This is a genomic window from Streptomyces sp. NBC_01381 (assembly GCF_026340305.1).
Lineage (GTDB): Bacteria > Actinomycetota > Actinomycetes > Streptomycetales > Streptomycetaceae > Streptomyces.
The window spans coordinates 2916317-2936340 of record NZ_JAPEPI010000002.1 but is presented as its reverse complement, the minus strand read 5'-3'; the positions used below and the strand labels follow the sequence as shown (position 1 = coordinate 2936340).

Here is a 20024-nt window from a genome sequence, read left to right as displayed (position 1 = left end):
GATCAGCGGGTTGTGGTGGCTGATGCTGGTCGAGGCGCAGCGAGCGCCGCTTCCGATCCCGCCGATGACGAAGGCATCGAGCGTTCCGCCAGGTGGTCCTGGCCCCAGGCGTCAAGCAGTTGAAGGAGTTCGTAGAGCCGGTGGCCCTTCGGGGTCAGTGAGTACTCGACGCGGGGCGGCAGTACGTCGTACACCTCGCGGTGCACGATGCCGTCCGCCTCCAGTTCGCGGAGCTGCTGGGTCAGCACCTTTTCGCTGATCCCGGTGACGAGCCTCCGTGTCTCCCGGAACCGGCGCGGGCGCTCGGCGAGCACCCACATCACGAACGCCTTCCATTTCCCCTCGAAGACGGCGACCGCCGCACTCATCCCGCATTCCCGCGGATCGACCGCGACCACTACGGAGTCACCCATGTCCACGTCCATGCCCACGACCACGTCTGCGTCTACTTCTACTTCCATGCCCACGTCCGTTTCCCCCTCCCACGCCCCCGTCACCGTCCTCGGGCTCGGCCCGATGGGCCGGTCCCTGGCCGGTGCCTTTCTTGCCGCGGGCCATCCCACCACCGTGTGGAACCGTACCCCGGGCCGTGGCTCCGGCCTGGTCGAACGCGGGGCCGTGGAGGCCGGTTCGGCCGCCGAAGCGATCGGGGCGAGCCCGCTCGTGGTGGTGTGCGTGCTCGACTACGACGCGGTGCACGCGGTGCTCGAACCGCACGCCGACGCCCTCAAGGGGCGCACCCTCGTCAACCTCACCGCCGACACTCCCGACCGGGCCCGGGCCACCGCCGCTTGGGCGCGGGCGCACGGGATCACCTACCTCGACGGCGCGATCATGGTTCCCACGCATCTCGTCGGCACACCCTCCTGTCTCGTTCTGCACAGCGGTCCTGCCGAGGCGTACGCGGCGCACCGGGCCACGCTCGCCGCGGTCGGCGGCACGTCCGTGCACCTGGGCGAGGACCCGGGGCGGGCGGCGGCGTTCGACGTGGCGCTGCTCGACGTGTTCTGGACGGCGATGACCGGCATCGTGCACGCCTTCACGCTGGCCGGCGCGGAGGGCGTCGCCGCGCGCGATCTGGCCCCGTACGCCCGTGGGGTAGTGGAGCTCCTGCCGCACTTCGTCGGCACCTTCGCCGAACAGATCGACACCGGCAGCCACCCTCCGGAGGGCTCGAACCTCCGCTCGGCGGCGGCCATCATGGCGCACGTCCGGGAAGCCGCCACGGCCCGTGGGATCGACGCGTCGGTCATCACGGCCGCCCACGAGGTCGCCCTGCGGGGAATGGCCGCCGGGTACGCGGAGGACTCGTACTCGCGGGTGGTGGAGGTCAACCGGGGGTGAGCCGGCACACCGCGTCGAGGCCCAGGACGTGGTTGAGGCGGCCGAACGCCAGCCAGGATCCGATGCTCATGCTCAGTTCGACGATCTCGCGCTGGGTGTAGTGCGCGGTCATACGTGTCCAGAATTCGTCGTCGAGGCCGTGGTGATCCAGGGCGTACCGCTCCGCGTACTCGGCGGCGAGCCGGGTGCGCTCGTCGAAGGCGTCGGTGGTCCGCCAGTGGGTCACCGCGTCGGCGAACTCCGCCTCGACCTTGTGCCCGTCCCTCTCGGTGCGCCAGTCGAGGCAGAAGAGGCAGCCGTTGATCTGCGCGATGCGCAGCCGTGCCGCCTCGAACTCCCGTAGTCCCAGGGTCGTGTGCTCGTACACGGAGAGGGAGAAGTTCGCGGCCGCCGCGCCTATGCCGGGGACCATCTCGCCCCACACGTATCCGATCGGCTCCTGCCCGTCGGGGATGTCGATCATCATGGCCTGCTCCTCTTGAGGTCGCTGCCGCCGAGCTTGCCCGCCGCGGGGCGCAGCGGTACGTCGAGTGCGTCGTACAGGCCGGGTTCCGCGTCCGCCAGCCAGTCGACGGCGTTCACCAGGCGGCCGACCGCGGTGGCGTTGCCGCCCGCTGACCGGTTCTCGCCCTCGTCGGCGGCCTCGACCGAGACCTCGATGCGCGGGCGGCCCTCGATGATCACCCGGTGGACGCCGGAACCGTCCGGCGGTGCGGGCCAGTCCGGTGCGCAGGAGGGGTGGATGCGGGTGATGTGCTCGATGACGATGCGGGGTACGCCGTCGACGATGCCCTGCACCTCGAAGCGGACCGCGCCCTGGGTGCCCGCCGCGAACTCGCCCATCGTCCGGGTCCGTACCGTGGCGTCGAGCGCGCGGCGCTCCAACGACTCGCGGATCTCGTCGAGTTCGGCGCCGAGCGCCCTGGCCATCAGCCGCAGCTGCCCGCCCCACACCATCGTCGGGACGGTGGGCGCGAGCATCAGCGGTTCGTAGTCCATGGGCTGGCCCATGCCGACCAGGTAGCGGACCGATTCGGGCTGGTCGTAGGTGGAGTAATCGAAGATCTCCTGGCAGCGGATCGCGTCGACGGTGCTGCCGAGCCCGCTGACAAGGAGGGGCAGTACGTCGTTGGCCCAGCCTGGGTCGACGCCGGAGACGAACAGGGAGCCGCCGCCGTCCGCGATGGCGGCGAGCACCGGGTCCCGCAGCTCGGGCGGGGCGCTGCGGTGGTCGTAGAGGGCGTAGAGCGCCGGCGTGACGACCACCGCGCCGGCCCGGATCGCTCTGCAGACGTCGGCGAGCGCTTCGTCGGGGCGGATGTCGCCCGACGCCGCGTAGACGACGGCGCGGGGGCCCGCGGCGAGCACCGCTTCTATGTCGTCGGTCGCGGCGAGGCCCAACTCGATGCCGATGTCGCCCAGTTCGCCCGCGTCGCGGCCGACCTTGCCGGGATCGTGGACAAGGACGGCCGTGAGCTTCAGCGCGGGATGGGCGTCGACGGCACGGATGGCCGCGCGGCCGACGTTGCCGGTACCCCAGACCACCGTGGAAATCATGCGGCGGAGGGTAGCGACAGCGGGTGTCGGTTCATAGGGCCGTGACGGGAAAGGTGCGACGCGGAGGTGCCGGGGGTGGGCGCCGGCCGACCGTCACGGCCCTTGTGTCTAGCGGATGTTGACGTCGATGCAGGCGTAGAAGGCGTTCGACGTGTCGCCGATGTTCCACACGGCGAGCACCTTGTGCCTGCCGGTCGCGCTGCCCAGATTGACCTGGTGGGAGACGGTGGCGGGAGGCTGCTGGTTGCCGCCGTCGATGGTGGCGACCTTCGTGCCGTCGACGAAGTACTCGTAGTTCGCGGTGCGGTGCCGCGCGGTGAACGTCCAGGTGAAGGTCTGCGTCCTGCTGACGTCGCTGACCCGCCAGCCCTTGCTGTCGTCGTCGAGCTCCGCGAACCTGGCGTTGCCGCCGCTGCAGCTGCGCAGCCCCTTGGGCCCCTCGACGCTCTGCGGTTCGTACTTGATCTCGCCGCACGCCACCGTGCCCGCGGCGCACTGCGCCTGACGGCTCGCCGGCGCGTTCACGTACCCGTGCGCGCTGGCCGAACCGGTCGGCAGGGTGAGGGCGAGGACCGGTGCCAGGCCCGCGCCGATCGCGGCGGCGGTCTTCCGCTTTCTGTCCATGCGTACTCCTTCACGGCGGTGCTTCGTGGGGGTGTGCGGCGTGAAGTGCTCTCGTGGGGCGGCCGTGGCCGGATGTGCACGGTGGCCGATTAGTCCAGACCATAGACTTTGGCGAGCTTCGGTCAAGGTTTACTTTCGGACGACCGCCTGTATCAGCCGCAGCCCCGGTCCCGTCATGGCCGTCGTGACGAGAGTGACGAGCACGAGCACGGCGAACAGCTGGTCGTCGATCACTCCCGCCTGGTGCCCGATGCCGCCGCGGACGACCGGTCCGAAATGGCCGCCGCGGACAGCCGTTGCCGGCGGCCGCGAGGCGGGGCGGCTCGGGGGCCTCAGGTGGCCCGGACATGGATGCCGGCCGCTCGCGCGGCCGTCTCCAGGTCGTCGAGGCCGTCGAGTTCCAGGTCCGGCGGTGCGGCACCGTGGTGCGTGCCGTAGCCGAACCGGACCCAGGCGACGGGCATGCCCGCGGCCTGTGCGGCGCGCAGGTCGTAGACGCTGTCGCCGACCATCAGCGTGGACGAGCCGCCGACCAGCCGCAGCGCGCTGAGCAGCGGGTCGGGGGCGGGCTTGCGGCGCTCGGGACCGTCGCCGGTCACCACCGCGTCGAAGCAGGTGTCGAGGCCCACCGCCGCGAGGAGCGGCGCCGTCACGTGGCGGGACTTGTTGGTGCACAGCGCGACCCGGACGCCGGCCGCGCGCAGCCGGCGCAGGAGGTCCTCGGCGCCCGGGTACAGGCGCGCCCTGGCGGCCGGTTGACGCGCGTCCCCGGCGAGGTAGGCCTGGTACACGCGCGCCACCAGCGCGGGGTCGTGGTCGCGCCGGCTCTTGCGCATCGACGCCTCGACGAGCGCGGTCCCGCCCTCACCGACCCGTTCGCTCACCTCGGAGCGGGTCAGGGCGGGGAGCCGGTGTTCGCCCAGTGCGCGATTGACGACCTCCTCGATGTCGCTGAGGGTGTCCACCAACGTGCCGTCGAGGTCGAAGAGGACGGTGTCGATCTGTCGCGGCTCTCGTGCCGTCGCCTGCGTCATGGCGCGGTGACCACGTTGTCGCGGGACCGCATGGTGGTCAGGACGTCGTCGCGGTCGTAGAGAACGCGCCGCCCGTCCTTGCGACGCCGCCACTGATGCGTGTTGGCCAGCCAGTACACGGTGCCGGACGCGATCTGCCAGCCCGCTGAGATGTCCTGTGCGGTGAGCCCCACGCTCTGGGCGGTACGCGGACGGGGCGAGGTCAGGGTGTGCCAGGCGTCCGGCTGCCAGGAGTGTGCGGGGTCCGCGGAGCAGACGATGGCGGCCCGCCCGGTGGGCGTGCGCGGGGAGCGGTGTGCCACCAACTCCCCCTCGCAGCCGGGGCGTACGCAGGTGCCGACGGGCACGCTGCCGTCGCGGCGGTCGGACAGCGCCGACCAGGCGAGCCGCACCAGGTCGTCGGTCTCGGTGGCGATGCCCTGCGCCGCCTCGTGCCCGGTCAGCCAGTCGGCGTGGCCGACGAGGAAGGCGGTGAGTGCCGAGGTGTCGCGGCCCGGGGCCGGGACGCTCCGCTGCTCGCAGACGAGCGCGGCCCAACTCGTCAGGACCGTACGGATGTCGCTCCTGATGTCGAGGACCTGGGTGTTGAGCGGGATGCCGGGTGTGCCCCGCTCCCGCACCTTCCCCGCGGTCCTGCGGGACGGCGCGTGGGTGAGGGTGTTGGCCAGCTCGTCGTAGAGCAGTCCGAGCGCGACCAGGTTCTGGGCGATCCGCTGGGGGGACTGGGACGTGCCGCGTGCGGCGGTGGATGTGCGGGCGGGCGCTAAGGGCGTGGAGAGCATGGGCGAACATCCCCCTGGCAGTGGTTCCGGTGCTGTACGGACACCCTGCCGGGCGCCGCTACCAGGCCGTTCCCCATCCGTTCCCGCCCCGGTACCGCGCGCTCTCCCGCCCCGGTACCGTGCCCGCGCCGCCGTGGACACGACGAAGCTCCGGCCGGAGTGGGTGTCGTTCGGGATCACCCACTCCGACCGGAGCTTCTTCCTGCTTCGCGGTGTCAGTTCTTGCCGCGCGGCCCGACGGTGAAGCCCGGGCTGACGCCGACCTGTGCGGGGACGAACGGTTCAAGTGCCCATGCGGGGCTTGCCTGTTCGTGGGCGGCGGACGGGTCCGACACCGACACCTCCGGGTCCACCGGGGACACGGCGGCGACGAGGTAGCGGGCGTTGCGGCCGCGCACGGTGTCCGGGACCACAGGCGTGCGGGAGAGCGCACCGCCGAGGTGACGGATGTTCATGATCACCATGGTGTGGCCGTTCGGCCGCGCCAGGGTTTCGAGCGCGGTCGGGTCGAGCGTGTCGATCAGGACGTTCTCGCCGATGTACGGGCCAGGGGTGTCCGGTTCGGCGTGCACGCGGGCCGACTCGGTGAACGGCATCGGGGCCAGGGTGTCCTCGATCGTCTGCGCCGCCTTGCGCAGCGGAGCGACCAGACGGTCGGCGTCCTCGGCCGTGCCGCGCATCGCGATCGCGACGCGTGCGATGCGCCGGCCACGCAGCGGCGGGGGCAGGAAGTCGCCGTCGGGGAAGGCCATCACCCGCAGCGTGGAGGTGATTTCGTCGGGCGCGCCGGCCGTCCACTCGCGGAACGCGTGGAGCACCGCGGAGTCGCCCTCGGCGTCCGACGCCCCGATGTCGAAGGTCAATCCACCGCCCTGCAGGGCGCCTTCGGGCAGCAGGCGGATGGTCATCGCGGTGACGACCTCGCCCGGAAGGGGTCCGGTGCCGCGCAGCCGGGCGAAGGTCTCGGTGTCGTTCTCGTCGACCTGGCGCTCCTCGCCGTCCGCGGTCACGACCGTGAACGAACGGACGAAGTCGCTTGCCCAGCCGTCCGACCGGCCGAGCAGGCTGATCCCGCCTCCGAAGGTGTAGCCGACGGCACCGACGCTCGCCATGCTGCCGCTGGGCGGCACCAGGCCGTGCGGCGCGGCGGCCGCCGCGACATCGCCCCAGGTCGTGCCGCCCTCGACGCGGGCGGTGCGGTCGATGGGGTCGACCACGACACCGTTCAGCCGACGCACCGTCAGCACGATCCCGCCGTCGGCGGCCAGGCACATCCCGTGTCCGGTGCTGTGCACGGTGAGCGGAACCCCGTTCTCGCCGGCGAAGCGCACGACGGCCCGGACGTCGTCGGCATCCCGCGCCCCGACCACGAGGTCGGGACGGTGTCGCAGACCGAGCTGGAAACTCGCCAACTCATCGGCGAATCCCGTGTCGTCGGGCTGCAGCACCGGTCCTGCCACGGCGCGGCTCAGCGCTCCGGCCAGGCGGGATGCTTCGTTCGAGATAGTCATGCTTGTCCTTGTCCTCGACTGCGCTCGGTGGGTCGGGGTCTACCGGTTTCCTGTTCACGGCCCCAGCGTTGGCTGGCAATATGTTGGCTGCCAACCTATTGGTAGCACATCCGGCACGACCCGGGCAGACCGCCTGCCCTTTCCGGCCAGTTGGGCCCGCGGGCACCCACTGAACGAACGGTCCTGAGCGATCGCCCGCTGGGTTGACGTTCCGGTGGAAACGAAGTGACCTGGTACACAGGCAAGGCATTCGAGGCACGCGTCGAAAAGACCGGCGCCCGGTTCTCCCCGATCGTCTCCGGATTCGACTACGGCGGAATGACGCACGACGAGGCATTCCCCCACCACGAAGGTCTCACCGGAACCAAGGGAATGGTCGCCGTCTTCCGTGACGTGTTTTTCGGCACCGCACCCGATCAACTCCGGGATCTGACGGCGCCGGCCGAGGAATTGCGCCCCGATGTGGTGGTCACCAACGAGACCACGTACGCCGGCGGATTCCTCAGCGAGAAGACGGGAATTCCATTGGTCTGGATGGCCACGTCGATCTACACCCTCAGCAGCCGGGACACCGCGCCGTTCGGCATGGGCCTGCGGCCGAGCGCCACCGCCCTCGGGCGCGCCTGCGCAACCGGATGCTGAAGTGGACCGGGGACCACATCATCATGCGCGAGCTGCGGCGGGAGGCCGACAAGACGCGTGCCCAGGTGGGCCTCGAGCGGATCGACGCCGGCGCCTTCGAGAACATCATCCGCATGCCGTCGCTGCACCTCCTCGGGACGGTGCCTTCCTTCGAGTACCCCCGCAGCGACCTGCTCCCGCAGACCCGCTTCGTCGGCCCCATCACCGGCGAGCCCACCGATGAGTTCCAACCTCCGCACTGGTGGGACGACTTGAAGGCGTACGACACCGTGGTGCACCTGACGCAGGGCACCGTGGCCAAGAACGCGAGGAGTACCGCGCGCAGAACGGGCCCCGCCGCGCCGCCGAGCACATCGAGGGTCTCGCGGCCGACGTCGGCTCCGCCGAGCGGCGGCAGTCGCGGTGACCCGGCGGCCGCGGTCGGCCAGGCGTGGCGGACCGCGGCCGCGATCACGTCGCAGATCAGGTCCACGTCGTCCGGCGCCACCGAGAGCCCGATCGGCAGGGCGAGCACACGCCCCGCGAGCTCCTCGGTCGCCGGCAGGTCGAGCGGTGTGTGCACGGCGTCAGCGCGGTAGGGCGGCATGCGGTGGCAGCCCGGTGCGAAGTACTTCTTGGTGCGGATGTTCTCCGCGCCGAGGATGTCGAAAAGACGGTCGCGGTCAAGGCTTGCCGCGCCCGGGTCCACCCGTACGACGACGTACGGGTGGTTGTGGGTCTGCCGCGCGGGAGCCTCGATCAGGGTGACGCCCGGCACCTCGTCCAAGCCGTCCCGGTAATGCAGATGGAGCGATCTGTAGGTGCTCAGCGTGTCGTCCAGGCGCTCGACGGACGCGATGCCCATCGCCGCCGACGACTCGCTCATCTTCGCGTTCGTCCCCGGTCCCGCGACCTCCATCGCGTCGTCGAAGCCGAAGTTGTGCATCGACCGCACGCGCGCGTGGATCTCGTCGTCGTCGGTGGCGGCGAGCTCGCCCTCGAAGGCGTTCAGGATCTTCTTCGCGTGGAAGCTGAACACCTCCGCCGCTCCCTTGGGGGCCGGCGCCAGGGGCCGGCAGCCGAACGCCTGCGCCGAGTCATAGAGCGCCCGGCGCGTTGCCCGCAGGCTCGGCGCCGAGCCTGCGCAGCGCGAGCATCGCCCCGATGCCGGGGATCAGGGCGAGCCACCGGGCGCTGGTCTCGGCGGCGGCGGGGATCGCCCAGGTCATCGCGATGGCGACGAGATAGGCCGAGCCATGGGTCGGCCCGCCCAGCGAAGTGATCGGCTCGGCATGGATGGTGAAGACATTGATCAGCAGGATGACCAGGGAGGCGGCCTCGACCGCGGCGGCGATTCGCAACGTACGCATCGAGATCAAGCACCCGTCGTGGAGCCGGGGCGGACGATCATGAGGATCACGACAACCGTCCACAGCAAGTTGAAGATGCCCGTGAGCATGGAGAGCCTGCTCGCCGGAACGGCGGGCGCGCCGGGCTCGGCCGTTCCGCCGGCCACCGCGAGCACCCGCTGCTGGTTGGGCAGGATGGCCATCGCGAGGACGGCGGCGGCGACCGCGGTCAGGACGATCGAGATGATGAGCCAGACATCGGTGAGCGCGTCGAGCTGGACGGCGGTGGCGAGTCCGAAGACCGGGACGCCGATGCCGAAGAGCGCGTACCCGCGGCAGATCTTGTGCAGGATCCCGGCCACTCCGGCCGCGTTGCCGTCCGGGTCCTCGCCGTCGGTCGTCAACTGCTGTGCGTAGCGCGGGAACATCGAGGCGGCGACGGCGATCGGTCCGACCGCCAGGATCGCCAGGATGACATGCACCGATAACAAGAACTTGCTCACTGCGGACCCCTCCGCCGGCAATGGATATGTTGGCTGCCAATAGATAGCACGCCAACGCCCCGATTGTGTAGGCTGCCTACTCATGAGACAGGACGCGGTCAGAGGACATCTGGACGGGCTGCTGCTCGCCGTGCTCGAGCCAGGCCCCCTGCACGGGTACGCGATCATCACGGCCGTGCAGGAACGCAGCGGCGGCGCGCTCGAGCTGCGCACCGGCACGATCTACCCCGCCCTCAACCGCCTTGAGCGGGTGGGGCTTTTGCAGAGCAGCTGGCAGTCCGTGGGCGAGCGCCGCAAGCGCTGCTACGAACTGACGGACGCCGGGCAGCGCACCTTGGCCAGCGAGCGGTCGGCGTGGAACGAATTCACGACGGCCATCGGCTCGGTCCTCAATCCCGCGGCCCCGCCGGGGCTCCTCACGTGAGCGCCGTGGAACAGCGCAGCGACCCCGTCGAGGACTACCTCACGGCGCTGGAGGCCGCGCTGCACGGCCCGGTCCGCGCCAAGGCCAGGCTGCTCGATGAGGTGCGCGACGGCCTCACCGACGCCGTCGCGGAGCTCACGGGCCACGGCATGTCCCACGACCGCGCCGCCGAGCGGGCGTTACGCGACTTCGGGACCATGGAGGACCTGGTGGCGAGCTGCCAGCGGGAACTGACCATCGCTCAGGCCCGGCACACGTCCCGCTCCATCGTCATCACCGCGCCCTTCCTGATCGCCTGCTGGTTCCTCGTCCGCAACGCGGGCGACGCGCAGGACTGGGCGCTGCCGTGGACCGCCCAGCTGATGGCCCTGTATCTGGCCGGGACCGCGGTCGTGGCGGCACTGCTCGCCGCGGGGGCCCTCGCCGCGACCGGCACCCTCGCCCGCTGGCTGCCCACCCCTGAGGAGCTGCCGCGGATGGTCGGGTGGACGGGCACCACCGCCAGCGTCTCCATCGCCGTCGCCACGCTCGCCCTGGCCACGGCCTCGGTCCTGGCCACGAACTGGCCGCTGATCGCGCTCGCCTGCTCGCTCGCCGCCACGTCGCACGGCGTGATGGCCAAGTCGGTCCGCGTCTGCCGCCGGGTCGCACGACTGCCGATCATGGAACCCGCCGCGCCCGGACCGCGGTGACCCGGCAGGCCGCGAGGTTACCGGCAGCCGGCACGGAGTTCCGCCGCGGCGGAGCCGGCCGGCTGACCCGCTCAGCGGTCTTCGCCGCCGTGTGCGTATCGGTGACGGCTCCGGGGCACGCCCTGATGTCCGGCCACGCGCTGCCCGCCTGGGCCGTGTGGTCCGCGTTCGCCGCCGTGGCCGCGGCCGCCTGGTGCCTGACCGGCCGGGCCCGCGGCGCCCTCGCGGTGTGCGGCGCGAGCGTGCTGACCCAGCTCGCGCTGCACTTGGCCTTCACGCTCTCCCAGACCTCGACGGGACCCGGCCCGGCCGGCACTCCGCGGCACTCCGGTGCGGGCATGGCGCACATGCGCACCGCCGACACGGAGCCCGCCTTTGGCGCCTTCGCCGGCATGACGTCCGCCCACGCGCTCGCCGGACTGCTGTGCGGACTGTGGCTGTGGCGGGGCGAAGCCGCGGCGCTCCGCCTCGGACGGGCCCTCGCCGCCTTTGTCTTCGCGCCCCTGGACCGCGCCGTCCAGGGGCCTTCCCCGATGCCCGGACGCCGGCCGTCCGTGGCCCTGCCGCTGCCGCCGCGAAGGCCGCAGCTGCCGCTCCTGCGCCACGTCGTCTCACGCCGCGGCCCGCCGCACCGCCCGAGCACCGTCTGACACCACCGGCCAAGGCCCGCCCGGGGCACGGCCGGTGACGCAGTGCGCCATGCGCCGGTGCGCACCCGCACGGCCGCCGCGCGCGCTGACCCCACCGCCCATGCCCCCGCGCCCGTATTCGTATCCGTATCCGTATCCGGGACGCGCAGGGTGTCCGCCGACGGAGCCATGCCCCACGGCAGGTTCCGTCCGCACGCGAAGGACAGTCCGCGATGCCCCCTGCCCTGAAACAGCTGCCGCCTGCCCTCAAACAGCCGCATCCCACCCTGAAACAGCGGCCGAGCGGCGGCACCGCCGCCGCGAGCGACGCAAAGATCACGGAGTGGGCGCTGGCCGCCCGCGACGGCGACACCGAGGCCCTCGAACGTTTCGTGCGCGCCACGCGCGCCGATGTCTGCCGCTTCGTCGCCTATCTCGGCGCCGATGTGCAGGGAGCCGAAGACCTCACGCAGGAGACGTACTTACGCACCTTGACGGCCCTGCCCCGGTTCGCAGGACGTTCCTGCGCCCGTACGTGGCTGCTGTCGATCGCCCGCAGGGTGGTGGCCGACCGCTACCGCGCGGCCGCCGCCCGCCCCCGATTCGCCGACGGCCCCAACTGGCGTACGGAGGCGGAGCGATCGCAGCCCGGCGGCCTTCCCGGCTTCGACGAGGGCGTGGCGCTGCTCGATCTGCTGAGCTCGCTGGACGCGCCCCGAAGGCAGGCGTTCGTGCTCACGCAGGTCCTCGGGATGCCCTACGCGGACGCCGCCGACGCGGCCGGCTGCCCGATCGGCACCGTCCGCTCCCGCGTGGCACGGGCCAGGGCGGTCATGACGTCACTCCTGAACGCGGCCGAAAGCCCCGTATGCCCGGGGTGAGTTCACCCCGGGCATAGGTGTGCGTCGACGGAGGCGCTGTCCGTGTCAGGGCGCGTTCCAGTCGGTGGGGCGCACGACGAGCGCCTCCGTCTTCAGCGTCCCGCCGTCCTCGAAGCGCAGGCTGAACTCGACGCGCTGCCCCAGGCGCAGCGGCTCGCGGATGTCGACCATCACGTCGAGTCCGTACGGCGTCATGGTCAGCGTACCGTCGGCGGGCACCGTGGCCGACTCGACCATGGACATGCGGGCCGCCCGTTCACCGACGGGCGCGTCGCGCGACAGCATGGCCTCGCCCATCGTCGGCGAGCTGACGGAGACCAGACGGTCCGCGGCGCCGCCGGTGTTGCGGATGCGGAACACGGCGGCCGTGCTCTCGTTGCCCTCGGACGGCAGCAGCAACCGGGCCGCGGTGATCCGGAGTTCGGGTGCAGAGCCGGCGGCTCCTGCGGCGGTCCAGACGGAGAGTCCGCCCAGGGCCAGCGCGCTGGCCGCCGCCGCTGCGAGCGCCGGGAGGGCGGCCGAGGCCCGGAGCCGCAGTCGCTGCGCGGTCGTTCCTGTGGCGCTCACGCGGCTGCCTCCAGTCGACGCGCGGGCCCGCGGCCTCCTCGTACGACATGTGGGGCGGTGGGCTGCCAGGCGCGCAGGCGCAGGCTGTTGGTGACCACGAGCAGCGAGCTGACCGACATCGCGGCGGCCGCCACCATCGGGTTGAGCCACCCTGTCATCGCCAGGGGCACCGTCACAAGGTTGTATCCGAACGCCCACAGCAGGTTCGCGCGGATCGTGCCCATCGTTCTGCGGGCGAGCTTGACGGCGTCCGCGACGACCAGGACGTCCTCGCGGACCAGCGTCACGTCGGCCGCTCCGATCGCGGCGTCCGTGCCGCCGCCCATCGCGATGCCCAGGTCCGCGCCGGCCAGCGCCACCGTGTCGTTGACGCCGTCCCCGACGACGGCGACCCGCAGCCCTTCGGCCTTCAGCTCCTTGACCAGCAGGGCCTTGTCCTCCGGGGTGCAGCGCGCGTGCACATCGGTCTCGGGGATGCCGAGTTCGGCGGCGACGGCCCGTGCGGTCGCGTCCCGGTCACCGGTCGCGATGACGGTCCGCAGCCCCAGGCGGCGCAGCCGGTCCACGGCCCGGAAGGCCTCGGGCCGCAGGGTGTCGCCGACGGCGATCACCGCCTCGGGCCTGCCGTCCACCCGGACGAGGACCGGGGTGTGCGCGGCGTCCTCGGCCGCGGCGAGCGCGGCGGCCAGTGGTTCGGAGAGCGGGGTGTCGCCCGGTGCGCACACCTCGACGTGCCGCTCATCGACCCGTCCGGCCACGCCCGCGCCGACACTGGCGGTGAAGTCCGTCATCCGGGGCAGCGGCTCACCGGGCTCCGCCTGCTCCGCGTGCCCGGCGATCGCCTTGCCCAGCGGATGCTCGGAGCCCTGCTCCACGGCGCCCGCGAGACGCAGCACCGCCCGGTCCCCGATGCCGCCGGGTTCCGCCGTCACCCGGGCCACGCGCATGCGTCCCGTGGTGAGGGTGCCGGTCTTGTCCAGTACGACGGTGTCGATGCCCCGCAGCGTCTCCAGGGCCCGGGGTCCCTTGACCAGGATGCCGAGTTGGGCGCCGCGGCCGGTCGCGGCGAGCAGGGCGGTGGGCGTGGCGAGCCCCAGCGCACAGGGGCAGGCGACGACGAGCACCGCCACGGCCACGGTCACCGCGGCCTGCGGGTCGGCGCCCGCGCCGAGCCAGAAGCCGAGCACGGTGACGGCGAGGGCGAGCACGACCGGCACGAACACCCCGGCCACCTGGTCCGCGACCCGCTGCGCCTTGGCCTTGCCCGCCTGCGCCTCGGTGACCAGGCGGGTGATGCGGGCGAGGCGGGTGTCATCGCCCACCGCGGTGGCCCGTACGACCAGGAGGCCTCCGGCGTTGACCGCGGCGCCGACCACCGTCGAGCCGGGTGCCGTCTCGACGGGTTCGCTCTCGCCGGTGACGAGCGACACGTCGAGGGCCGAACTGCCCTCGACCACGGTCCCGTCGGTGGCGACCTTCTCGCCCGGCCGCACGACGAAGAGCTGGCCGACCTTCAACTGTCCGATGGGGATGCGCCGTTCGCGCCCGCCGTCCTCGTCGCGCACCGAGACGTCCTTGGCGGCGAGCTCGGCAAGGGACCGCAGCGCCGCCCCGGTGTTGTGCTTGGCGCGGGCCTCCAGGAAGCGTCCGGTCAGGACGAACAGCGGTACGGCGACGGCCGCTTCGAGGTAGACGTGCGCCACGTCGCCGGACGCCGAAGGAAGCAGGCTGAACGGCATGCTCATGTCGGGCTCGCCCGCGCCGCCGAGGAAGAGCGCGTACGTCGACCAGGCGAAGGACGCGATCACGCCCAGGGAGACGAGGGTGTCCATGGTCGCGGCGGAGTGCCGAAGGCCGCGCAGGGCCTTCTGGTGGCACGGCGCCGCGCTCCACACGGCCACGGGTGCGGCCAGCGCGAAGCACAGCCACTGCCAGTTGCTGAACTGCAGGGCAGGGACCATGGAAAGGACCAGCACCGGTACGGCGAGTACGGCCGTGACCACGAGGCGATCGCGCTGCCGGGTCGCCTCATCGGCGGCCTCGTCACGCGGCGCCGCCCCCGCTCCTTCGGCGGTTTCCGCGGCGGGCGGCTCCGGGAGCGACGCGGTGAACCCCGCCTGCTCCACGGCCACGACGAGGTCCTCGGGCGCGTACGAGTCGGGGTGGGTGACGCGGGCCCGGCCGGTGGCCAGGTTGACCGTCGCGACGACGCCTTCCAGTTTGCCGAGCTTCTTCTCGACGCGGTTCACACAGGCCGCGCACGTCATGCCGCCGACGACCAGATCGGTGGTGATCTCGGTCGGCTGCGCAAGTCCCGCCGCCATCAGTGCCCCTCCCCCATGTTCATGTCGCCTTCCATGTCGTCGCCCGAGCCGTCGTCGCCCGAGCCGTCGTCGCCGCCCCCGCCGGAGTCCTCGTCGCCGGTGCCGGCGGACTGTTCCTGGCCGGGGTGGAGTCCGGGCGCGACCGGTCCTGCGGCCGATCCGGTGGCGTACGCGACGGCGAAGATCACCACGAGGAGGGCGGCGAAGCCCGTCATCGCGGCGGCTGGTCGCCATCGCCGCAGGAGCGTCCGTTCAGCGCCCGCGTCCTGCTGGGAATCGTTCATGTTCCGCTCCTGCACGGGGACACCCGTCGGCTCGCGGCGCCCTGCGGGGGATGGTGGGGGCGGCGCGAGCCGACGGGCAGACATCGAAGGGCCGTGCCCGGACGGGCTGATCTCCCGCATGGCCCGGTGAGCACATGCTGGCACGGGAGACGACCGCTGCCGCCAGGCTTCGCCCGCATCCCACACGTGAGCAATCTCCTGCCACGGCGCGGGAACTCCGGCACCCCCCGATCCGACCGTCCGCGATGGAACGGCCGCCGCCGACCAGGGCGTTCAGGGTCAACTCGGCCACGGCCCCGGGAACTTATCCTCTCCAGCAGCCGACCACTGTTACGGAGCCCGCCGATCCGCGCCCTTCCGCCGGAGAAGGGCGGCTTCGGAGGGACTCGGAGGGAATCGTTGATGACGCACGACGCGCGGGACGCCTCGCGGGGGACGACGTTACCGGCCGCGGAGGGACGCAGCCGCCGGCTGCTGGTCGCCGTCGCCGGTTCGCTGTCGTTCGTGGCGATGCTCGACATGAACGTCGTCAATGTCTCCCTCTCCGAGATATCCCGTGACCTGCGTGTCTCGCCCTCGATGGCGCAGTGGGCGGCCCTTGGTTATCAACTCGCGGTCGTCTCCCTGCTGTTGCCGGCGGGCCGCTGGCTGGACGGCAGGGGAACCGGCGCGAAGATCGGGCTGCGGCCCGCCGTCCTTGTCTCCGTCACCGGATTCGCCGTGTGCGGACTGCTCAGCGCGGCCGCGCCATGGATGGCCTGGCTGACCGTGACCCGGATCGCCCAAGGGGCCTTCGGTTCCATGCTGTTCGTCCTCATGCCCGTACTCGCGATGCGCGCGGTGCCGCCGAAGCTGCGCGCCCGGGCGATGAGCGTGCCCGCCACGCTCGGCCCGCTGGGAGCCGTCACAGGACCGCCCGTGGGCGGCATGCTCCTGGACGCGTTCGGCTGGCGCGCGGTGTTCATCGTCAAACTCCCCGTCTGTATCGGGGCGTTGCTGGTGGCCGCACGGCTGCTCCCCCGCGCGGGCAAGCTGCACGCTCCCGGCGGGCGGCTGCTCGCCGACGCCGCTCTCGTCGGCAGCGGCCTGGCCGCGCTTCTGCTCTCCCTGTCCCTTGCATCGGAGTCCCCAGGGTGGCTGCTCCTCGCGGTGGCCGCGCTGCCCCCGCTCGCGTGGTGGCTGCGCGGCACCGGTGGCCGGCAGGTCTGCGACGTGGTGCGCGCCTCCGGGACGCAGCGGATCAACTCGGCGGTGTTCGCCATCGCCGCCGGCTTCGCCTCCATGCACTTCGTCATGGCCCTGCGGCTGCAGCGCGAGGGCGGCCTCTCCGCGACCGCCACCGGGCTGACCATGCTGTCCTTTCCGCTCGCCATGGGGCTCATGGGCCCGCTGGGCGGACGGCTCGCCGACCGGTACGGGCCGCAGGCCACCGCGCTCACCGGCAGCGCGATCACCGCACTGGGCCTCGCACTTCTGCTCCCACTGGGCAACGACAGCCTGACGTGGGGGGACATCGCCTGGCGCCTGGCCATCGCCGGATCGGGCATGGGTCTGTACGGCGGCCCGGTGCAGACCCTGGTGATGAGCTCGGCACCGCCGGGCGCGGTGGGCACGGCCGGTTCCGTCGTGCAGCTGTCGCGCAGTCTCGGCTTCGCCGTGGGGCCCGCCCTGGCCACCGCGGTCTGGGGCATCGCGGGCGCCGCCCGCTCCGCGCTTGCCGTCTCGGCCGCGGCCGCCTGCGTCGCGGTCCTGCTGCTCAGCCTGCGGCGGCCCGTACCGGAGCACGAGCCGCCGGGCACCGACGCCGCGCCCGCGCCATCCGCCTCCCGCTGACCTCTCCCGGCCCGGCTCATTCAGCCGGCGGGCGCGACGGATGCCGCGGCCTTTGTGGCCGCGGCGGCGCCCGTGGCGTCTGCCGGAGCACGGTGGTCGATGGCGATCAACGGGTCGCCGGTCAGGGGGTGTTCAACCACGGCGGCCCGAACGCCGAAGACCTCCGCGAGCAGTTCCGACGTCAGCACCTCACGCGGCGGCCCGGAGGCCACCACCCTTCCCTGGTGCAGGACATGCAGCCGGTCGCAGACCGAGGCCGCGGCGTTCAAGTCGTGCAGGGAGACCAGGGCCGTGCGGCGCTGGGCACGCAGCAGGGCGAGCAGCTCCACCTGGTGCAGCACGTCCAGATGGTTGGTCGGCTCGTCAAGGACGAGCACCTCCGGGTCCTGGGCGAGCGCCCGGGCAAGCAGGACCCGCTGCCGTTCACCACCGGAGAGCGCCGAGAAGGAACGCCCGCCGGCCTGCGCCATGCCGACCTGTTCAAGGACGGCGGCCACCTTCGCACGGTCGTTGTCGTCGTCGCCCGCGAAGAGTCGTTTGTACGGGGTCCGGCCCATTGCCACGACCTCACGCACCGTCAACTCGAAGTCGCCGCCGCGCTCCTGGGGCAGGGCCGCCACTTTGCGCGCGGCCTCCGCGGGCGTCAGCTCCCAGATGTCGCGGCCCGCGACGCGTACCCGTCCCGCGACCGGTCGCAGATGCCGGTACACCGTGCGCAGCACGCTCGACTTCCCGCTGCCGTTCGGCCCGACAAGGCCTGCCACCTCGCCCTCGGCGGCGATGAGGTGGACGCCCGAGACGACAGTGCGCCGAGCGTAGGAGACATTCAACCCCTCAATGTCGATGTTCACCACGGGCCTCCAGGCGCCGGTCGAGCAGATACAGCAGAGCGGGGGCACCGATCAGCGAGGTCACCACACCGACCGGCAGTTCCTGGGTGTCGAGTGCGGTGCGGCACACGATGTCGACGATGACGAGCAGCAGCGCGCCGAACAGCGCCGAGATCGGCAGGAGCCTGCGGTGGTCGCCGCCGACGAGCAGCCGGCAGGCGTGCGGCACCATCAGGCCGACGAAGGCGATGGCGCCCGAGACCGCGACCAGGATTCCGGTCAACACGCTGGTCACGACGAAGAGTTCGCGCCGCAGCCGGGTGACGTCGACGCCGAGCCCGGCCGCCGTCTCGTCCCCCATCATCACGGCGTTGAGACCGCGGGCCCGCGCCTGGAGCAGCAGCAGCGCGACCGGCACGGCGATGGCGGGGACCGCGAGCGTCGACCAGTTCGCCCCGCTCAGGCTGCCCATGAGCCAGAACAGCACGCTCTGCGTCTGCTGTTCGTCTCCGGCCTGGAGTACGAGGTAGCTTGTGAACCCGGCGAGGAACTGGCCGATGCCGACACCGGCGAGCACGAGCCGCAGGGGCGAGAAATTGCCGCCCCGCCGAGCGATCAACCACACAAGGGCGAACGTCGCAAGGGCCCCGCTGAACGCCGCACCGGACAGGCCGAGCCCCAGCGTTCCGCCCGCCCCCGCGCCGAGCACGATGGCGGCGACGGCTCCGAGCGAGGCTCCGTTGGAGATGCCGAGCAGATGCGGGTCGGCCAGCGGGTTGCGCACCAGGGCCTGAACGGCCGTGCCCACCAGGCCGAGTCCCGCGCCCACCGCGGCGGCGAGCAGGGCGCGCGGCAGCCGCAGCTGCCACACGATGAGGTCCGATGTCCCCGGCCGCGCGGGCTGCCCGGTCAGCCTGCGCAGCACCGCCGACCACACCTGGTCCGGGGGGATGTCCGTGGACCCCCAGGACACGGCGCCGGTGAGCGCGAGCAGCAGCGCCGCGCCGAGCAGGGCGGCGAGCACCCCTGGACGCAGGGTGCGCGCGACGGGCTCCGCCGCCGGGGCCCTGGTCGCCTTGCGGTTGAGGGTGAGGAGGGGCATCTACTGCTCCGCCGCCCGCACCTTGCCGGGGTACAGGGCAGTGGCGATCTCCTCGACGGTGTCGGCGTTGCCGACCCCCGCGATGGTGGTCTCCTCGGAGCCGATCCGCAGGAACTTCCCTTCCTTGACGGCCTTGAGTTCCTTCGTCGCCGGGTTGTTCTCCAGCCACTTCCGCGCGTCGTCGAAGGCCTTGCGCGTCTCGGCCTCGCTGCCCCGGTTGCGTACGGCGAGCTGGATCCAGTCGGGGTTCTTCGCGACGACGTCTTCCCAGCCGACAGGCCGGAACGTGCCCGCGCAGTCCGCGAAGATGTTGCGGGCGCCGGCGAGGGTGATCACGGCGTTGCCGATCTGCTTGTTGCAGATCGCCATGGGCTGCTTGGTGCCGGCGTCGTAGTCGAAGAAGAAGTAGCTCGGCCTGTCCTTCGCGGGAACCTTTCCGACGGCCTTCTGCACCGACGTGACCTTGCGTTCCATGGACGCGACCAGCTCGGCGGCCCGGTCGCTCTTGCCGGTGACCGCCCCGAACGTGGTGATGTCGGCCTTGACCGTGTCGAGATCCGTCGCGGGCTTCTTGCGCGTCGACGCACAGGCCGTGGACTTCAGGGAGATGTGCTTGATCCCGGCGGCCTTGAACTCCTCGTCGGTGGGCAGGCCGCCCGCGCCGCCCATGTTCATCGGCCCGAACGCGTCGATGAACACATCGGCGCCGGAGCCGAGCAGCTTCTCCTTGGGAATGACGGCCTTGCTGAGCACGGGTACCTCACGTGCCTGCGCGTCGAGGTCGCCCTTGAACGCGCCCTTGCCGGGCGGGAATCCGGTGCCGATCACCTTGTCGCCCACGCCGAGCCGCAACAGCAGCTCCAGAGCTGCCGCGTTGCTGGTCACGATCTTCGTCGGGGTGGAGTCGAACGTCGTCACCCGGCCCTTGCAGTCGGTCGCCCGCACCGGATCCCCCGCGCTGCCTCCGGCCTTGCCGGGGTCGTCCGAACCACCGCCGCCACAGCCGGTAGCGAGCAGGGCCAGGGCGGCCATCGCTCCACACCACACACGAACACGCATCAAACTCTCCCGAGCCTCTTGCCTCTGGGCTCAAACACGGCCCCGGAGAGGTAGTCGGAAGAGCCGGCCTTCGA

The 20024-nt window shown here is 72.0% G+C and carries 23 protein-coding genes; 7 read left to right on the top strand and 16 right to left on the bottom strand.

Annotation, left to right across the window (positions count from 1 at the left end):
- Positions 1-2: 2 nt before the first annotated feature.
- Positions 3-461 carry a helix-turn-helix domain-containing protein gene (locus tag OG453_RS34650; RefSeq protein ID WP_323178693.1) on the bottom strand — a complete coding sequence of 153 codons (459 nt, stop codon included), beginning with the start codon at positions 459-461 and terminating at the stop codon, positions 3-5.
- Here OG453_RS34650 and OG453_RS34645 point away from each other — a divergent pair.
- Positions 460-1344, top strand: a complete 885-nt coding sequence (locus tag OG453_RS34645; protein ID WP_266872515.1) for an NAD(P)-dependent oxidoreductase — start codon at positions 460-462, stop codon at positions 1342-1344. The two genes, OG453_RS34650 and OG453_RS34645, sit on opposite strands and share 2 nt — an antisense overlap.
- On the opposite strand, the gene OG453_RS34640 is transcribed toward OG453_RS34645, so the two are convergent.
- The 6 genes from OG453_RS34640 to OG453_RS34615 all read right to left on the bottom strand — a co-directional run bounded on the left by OG453_RS34640 (position 1331) and on the right by OG453_RS34615 (position 6852).
- Positions 1331-1810 carry a carboxymuconolactone decarboxylase family protein gene (locus OG453_RS34640; RefSeq protein ID WP_266872514.1) on the bottom strand — a complete coding sequence of 160 codons (480 nt, stop codon included), beginning with the start codon at positions 1808-1810 and terminating at the stop codon, positions 1331-1333. The genes OG453_RS34645 and OG453_RS34640 overlap by 14 nt on opposite strands.
- Complete coding sequence (locus OG453_RS34635; RefSeq protein ID WP_266872513.1) at positions 1807-2901, bottom strand: dihydrodipicolinate reductase; 1095 nt, start codon at positions 2899-2901, stop codon at positions 1807-1809. Before OG453_RS34635 ends, OG453_RS34640 begins: the two co-directional genes overlap by 4 nt.
- Positions 2902-3009: 108 nt before the next feature.
- Positions 3010-3525, bottom strand: coding sequence for a lytic polysaccharide monooxygenase auxiliary activity family 9 protein (locus tag OG453_RS34630; RefSeq protein ID WP_266872512.1), 516 nt, complete (start codon positions 3523-3525; stop codon positions 3010-3012).
- A 332-nt stretch (positions 3526-3857) separates the two neighbouring features.
- Positions 3858-4559: an HAD family hydrolase gene (locus OG453_RS34625; protein ID WP_266872511.1), complete on the bottom strand. Its 702-nt coding sequence runs from the start codon at positions 4557-4559 to the stop codon at positions 3858-3860.
- Entirely contained in the window at positions 4556-5341 is a 786-nt protein-coding gene (locus tag OG453_RS34620; RefSeq protein ID WP_266872510.1) for a hypothetical protein, read from the bottom strand. Before OG453_RS34620 ends, OG453_RS34625 begins: the two co-directional genes overlap by 4 nt.
- Positions 5342-5556: 215 nt before the next feature.
- Positions 5557-6852 carry an FAD-binding oxidoreductase gene (locus OG453_RS34615; RefSeq protein WP_266872509.1) on the bottom strand — a complete coding sequence of 432 codons (1296 nt, stop codon included), beginning with the start codon at positions 6850-6852 and terminating at the stop codon, positions 5557-5559.
- Between the two features lie 225 nt (positions 6853-7077).
- Between OG453_RS34615 and OG453_RS34610 the strand changes: the two genes are divergently transcribed.
- Complete coding sequence (locus OG453_RS34610) at positions 7078-7494, top strand: hypothetical protein (protein ID WP_266872508.1); 417 nt, start codon at positions 7078-7080, stop codon at positions 7492-7494.
- Here the strand turns inward: OG453_RS34610 and OG453_RS34605 are convergent.
- The 3 genes from OG453_RS34605 to OG453_RS34595 are packed head-to-tail and all read right to left on the bottom strand — an operon-like array spanning position 7409 to position 9325.
- The gene (locus OG453_RS34605) at positions 7409-8542 is read right to left on the bottom strand and encodes a DegT/DnrJ/EryC1/StrS family aminotransferase (protein ID WP_266873237.1); all 1134 of its coding nucleotides are present in this window, start codon (positions 8540-8542) and stop codon (positions 7409-7411) included. The genes OG453_RS34610 and OG453_RS34605 overlap by 86 nt on opposite strands.
- Positions 8543-8570: 28 nt before the next feature.
- On the bottom strand, positions 8571-8843 hold the full coding sequence (locus OG453_RS34600; protein WP_266872507.1) for a hypothetical protein: 273 nt from the start codon (positions 8841-8843) through the stop codon (positions 8571-8573).
- A 5-nt stretch (positions 8844-8848) separates the two neighbouring features.
- Positions 8849-9325, bottom strand: a complete 477-nt coding sequence (locus tag OG453_RS34595; RefSeq protein ID WP_266872506.1) for a hypothetical protein — start codon at positions 9323-9325, stop codon at positions 8849-8851.
- An 82-nt stretch (positions 9326-9407) separates the two neighbouring features.
- On the opposite strand from OG453_RS34595, the gene OG453_RS34590 reads away from it, so the two are divergent.
- The 4 genes from OG453_RS34590 (at position 9408) to OG453_RS34575 (ending at position 11951) form a co-directional block, all read left to right on the top strand.
- Positions 9408-9749: a PadR family transcriptional regulator gene (locus OG453_RS34590; protein WP_266872505.1), complete on the top strand. Its 342-nt coding sequence runs from the start codon at positions 9408-9410 to the stop codon at positions 9747-9749.
- Positions 9746-10441 (top strand): permease prefix domain 1-containing protein, encoded by a 696-nt coding sequence (locus OG453_RS34585; protein WP_266872504.1) that lies wholly within the window; start codon positions 9746-9748, stop codon positions 10439-10441. Before OG453_RS34590 ends, OG453_RS34585 begins: the two co-directional genes overlap by 4 nt.
- Positions 10438-11091 carry a hypothetical protein gene (locus OG453_RS34580; protein WP_266872503.1) on the top strand — a complete coding sequence of 218 codons (654 nt, stop codon included), beginning with the start codon at positions 10438-10440 and terminating at the stop codon, positions 11089-11091. Before OG453_RS34585 ends, OG453_RS34580 begins: the two co-directional genes overlap by 4 nt.
- Before the next feature lie 212 nt (positions 11092-11303).
- Positions 11304-11951: a sigma-70 family RNA polymerase sigma factor gene (locus OG453_RS34575; protein ID WP_266872502.1), complete on the top strand. Its 648-nt coding sequence runs from the start codon at positions 11304-11306 to the stop codon at positions 11949-11951.
- A 45-nt stretch (positions 11952-11996) separates the two neighbouring features.
- On the opposite strand, the gene OG453_RS34570 is transcribed toward OG453_RS34575, so the two are convergent.
- Genes OG453_RS34570 through OG453_RS34560 form a run of 3 tightly spaced genes read right to left on the bottom strand, consistent with a single transcriptional unit; the run spans position 11997 to position 15126 of the window.
- The gene (locus OG453_RS34570) at positions 11997-12518 is read right to left on the bottom strand and encodes a copper chaperone PCu(A)C (RefSeq protein ID WP_266872501.1); all 522 of its coding nucleotides are present in this window, start codon (positions 12516-12518) and stop codon (positions 11997-11999) included.
- The gene (locus OG453_RS34565; protein ID WP_266872500.1) at positions 12515-14842 is read right to left on the bottom strand and encodes a cation-translocating P-type ATPase; all 2328 of its coding nucleotides are present in this window, start codon (positions 14840-14842) and stop codon (positions 12515-12517) included. The genes OG453_RS34570 and OG453_RS34565 overlap by 4 nt, the downstream gene beginning before the upstream one ends.
- Positions 14842-15126: a hypothetical protein gene (locus tag OG453_RS34560; RefSeq protein ID WP_266872499.1), complete on the bottom strand. Its 285-nt coding sequence runs from the start codon at positions 15124-15126 to the stop codon at positions 14842-14844. The genes OG453_RS34565 and OG453_RS34560 overlap by 1 nt, the downstream gene beginning before the upstream one ends.
- A gap of 402 nt (positions 15127-15528) precedes the next feature.
- On the opposite strand from OG453_RS34560, the gene OG453_RS34555 reads away from it, so the two are divergent.
- Positions 15529-16959: an MFS transporter gene (locus OG453_RS34555; RefSeq protein ID WP_266872498.1), complete on the top strand. Its 1431-nt coding sequence runs from the start codon at positions 15529-15531 to the stop codon at positions 16957-16959.
- Between the two features lie 20 nt (positions 16960-16979).
- Here the strand turns inward: OG453_RS34555 and OG453_RS34550 are convergent, their stop codons facing one another.
- Genes OG453_RS34550 through OG453_RS34540 form a run of 3 tightly spaced genes read right to left on the bottom strand, consistent with a single transcriptional unit; the run spans position 16980 to position 19950 of the window.
- Complete coding sequence (locus tag OG453_RS34550) at positions 16980-17810, bottom strand: ABC transporter ATP-binding protein (RefSeq protein ID WP_266872497.1); 831 nt, start codon at positions 17808-17810, stop codon at positions 16980-16982.
- On the bottom strand, positions 17794-18891 hold the full coding sequence (locus tag OG453_RS34545; protein WP_266872496.1) for an iron ABC transporter permease: 1098 nt from the start codon (positions 18889-18891) through the stop codon (positions 17794-17796). Before OG453_RS34545 ends, OG453_RS34550 begins: the two co-directional genes overlap by 17 nt.
- Positions 18892-19950 (bottom strand): ABC transporter substrate-binding protein, encoded by a 1059-nt coding sequence (locus OG453_RS34540; protein WP_266872495.1) that lies wholly within the window; start codon positions 19948-19950, stop codon positions 18892-18894.
- Between the last annotated feature and the right edge of the window lie 74 nt (positions 19951-20024).

Bases quoted from the DNA above. Each gene is read 5' to 3' on its own strand.
- OG453_RS34650 (WP_323178693.1), bottom strand. From the start codon at position 461: ATGGAAGTAGAAGTAGACGCAGACGTGGTCGTGGGCATGGACGTGGAC.
- OG453_RS34575 (WP_266872502.1), top strand. From the start codon at position 11,304: ATGCCCCCTGCCCTGAAACAGCTGCCGCCTGCCCTCAAACAGCCGCAT.
- OG453_RS34600 (WP_266872507.1), bottom strand. From the start codon at position 8,843: ATGCGTACGTTGCGAATCGCCGCCGCGGTCGAGGCCGCCTCCCTGGTC.
- OG453_RS34645 (WP_266872515.1), top strand. From the start codon at position 460: ATGCCCACGTCCGTTTCCCCCTCCCACGCCCCCGTCACCGTCCTCGGG.
- OG453_RS34625 (WP_266872511.1), bottom strand. From the start codon at position 4,559: ATGACGCAGGCGACGGCACGAGAGCCGCGACAGATCGACACCGTCCTC.
- OG453_RS34540 (WP_266872495.1), bottom strand. From the start codon at position 19,950: ATGCGTGTTCGTGTGTGGTGTGGAGCGATGGCCGCCCTGGCCCTGCTC.
- OG453_RS34560 (WP_266872499.1), bottom strand. From the start codon at position 15,126: ATGAACGATTCCCAGCAGGACGCGGGCGCTGAACGGACGCTCCTGCGG.
- OG453_RS34555 (WP_266872498.1), top strand. From the start codon at position 15,529: ATGACGCACGACGCGCGGGACGCCTCGCGGGGGACGACGTTACCGGCC.
- OG453_RS34640 (WP_266872514.1), bottom strand. From the start codon at position 1,810: ATGATGATCGACATCCCCGACGGGCAGGAGCCGATCGGATACGTGTGG.
- OG453_RS34630 (WP_266872512.1), bottom strand. From the start codon at position 3,525: ATGGACAGAAAGCGGAAGACCGCCGCCGCGATCGGCGCGGGCCTGGCA.
- OG453_RS34635 (WP_266872513.1), bottom strand. From the start codon at position 2,901: ATGATTTCCACGGTGGTCTGGGGTACCGGCAACGTCGGCCGCGCGGCC.
- OG453_RS34620 (WP_266872510.1), bottom strand. From the start codon at position 5,341: ATGCTCTCCACGCCCTTAGCGCCCGCCCGCACATCCACCGCCGCACGC.
- OG453_RS34615 (WP_266872509.1), bottom strand. From the start codon at position 6,852: ATGACTATCTCGAACGAAGCATCCCGCCTGGCCGGAGCGCTGAGCCGC.
- OG453_RS34545 (WP_266872496.1), bottom strand. From the start codon at position 18,891: ATGCCCCTCCTCACCCTCAACCGCAAGGCGACCAGGGCCCCGGCGGCG.
- OG453_RS34565 (WP_266872500.1), bottom strand. From the start codon at position 14,842: ATGGCGGCGGGACTTGCGCAGCCGACCGAGATCACCACCGATCTGGTC.
- OG453_RS34590 (WP_266872505.1), top strand. From the start codon at position 9,408: ATGAGACAGGACGCGGTCAGAGGACATCTGGACGGGCTGCTGCTCGCC.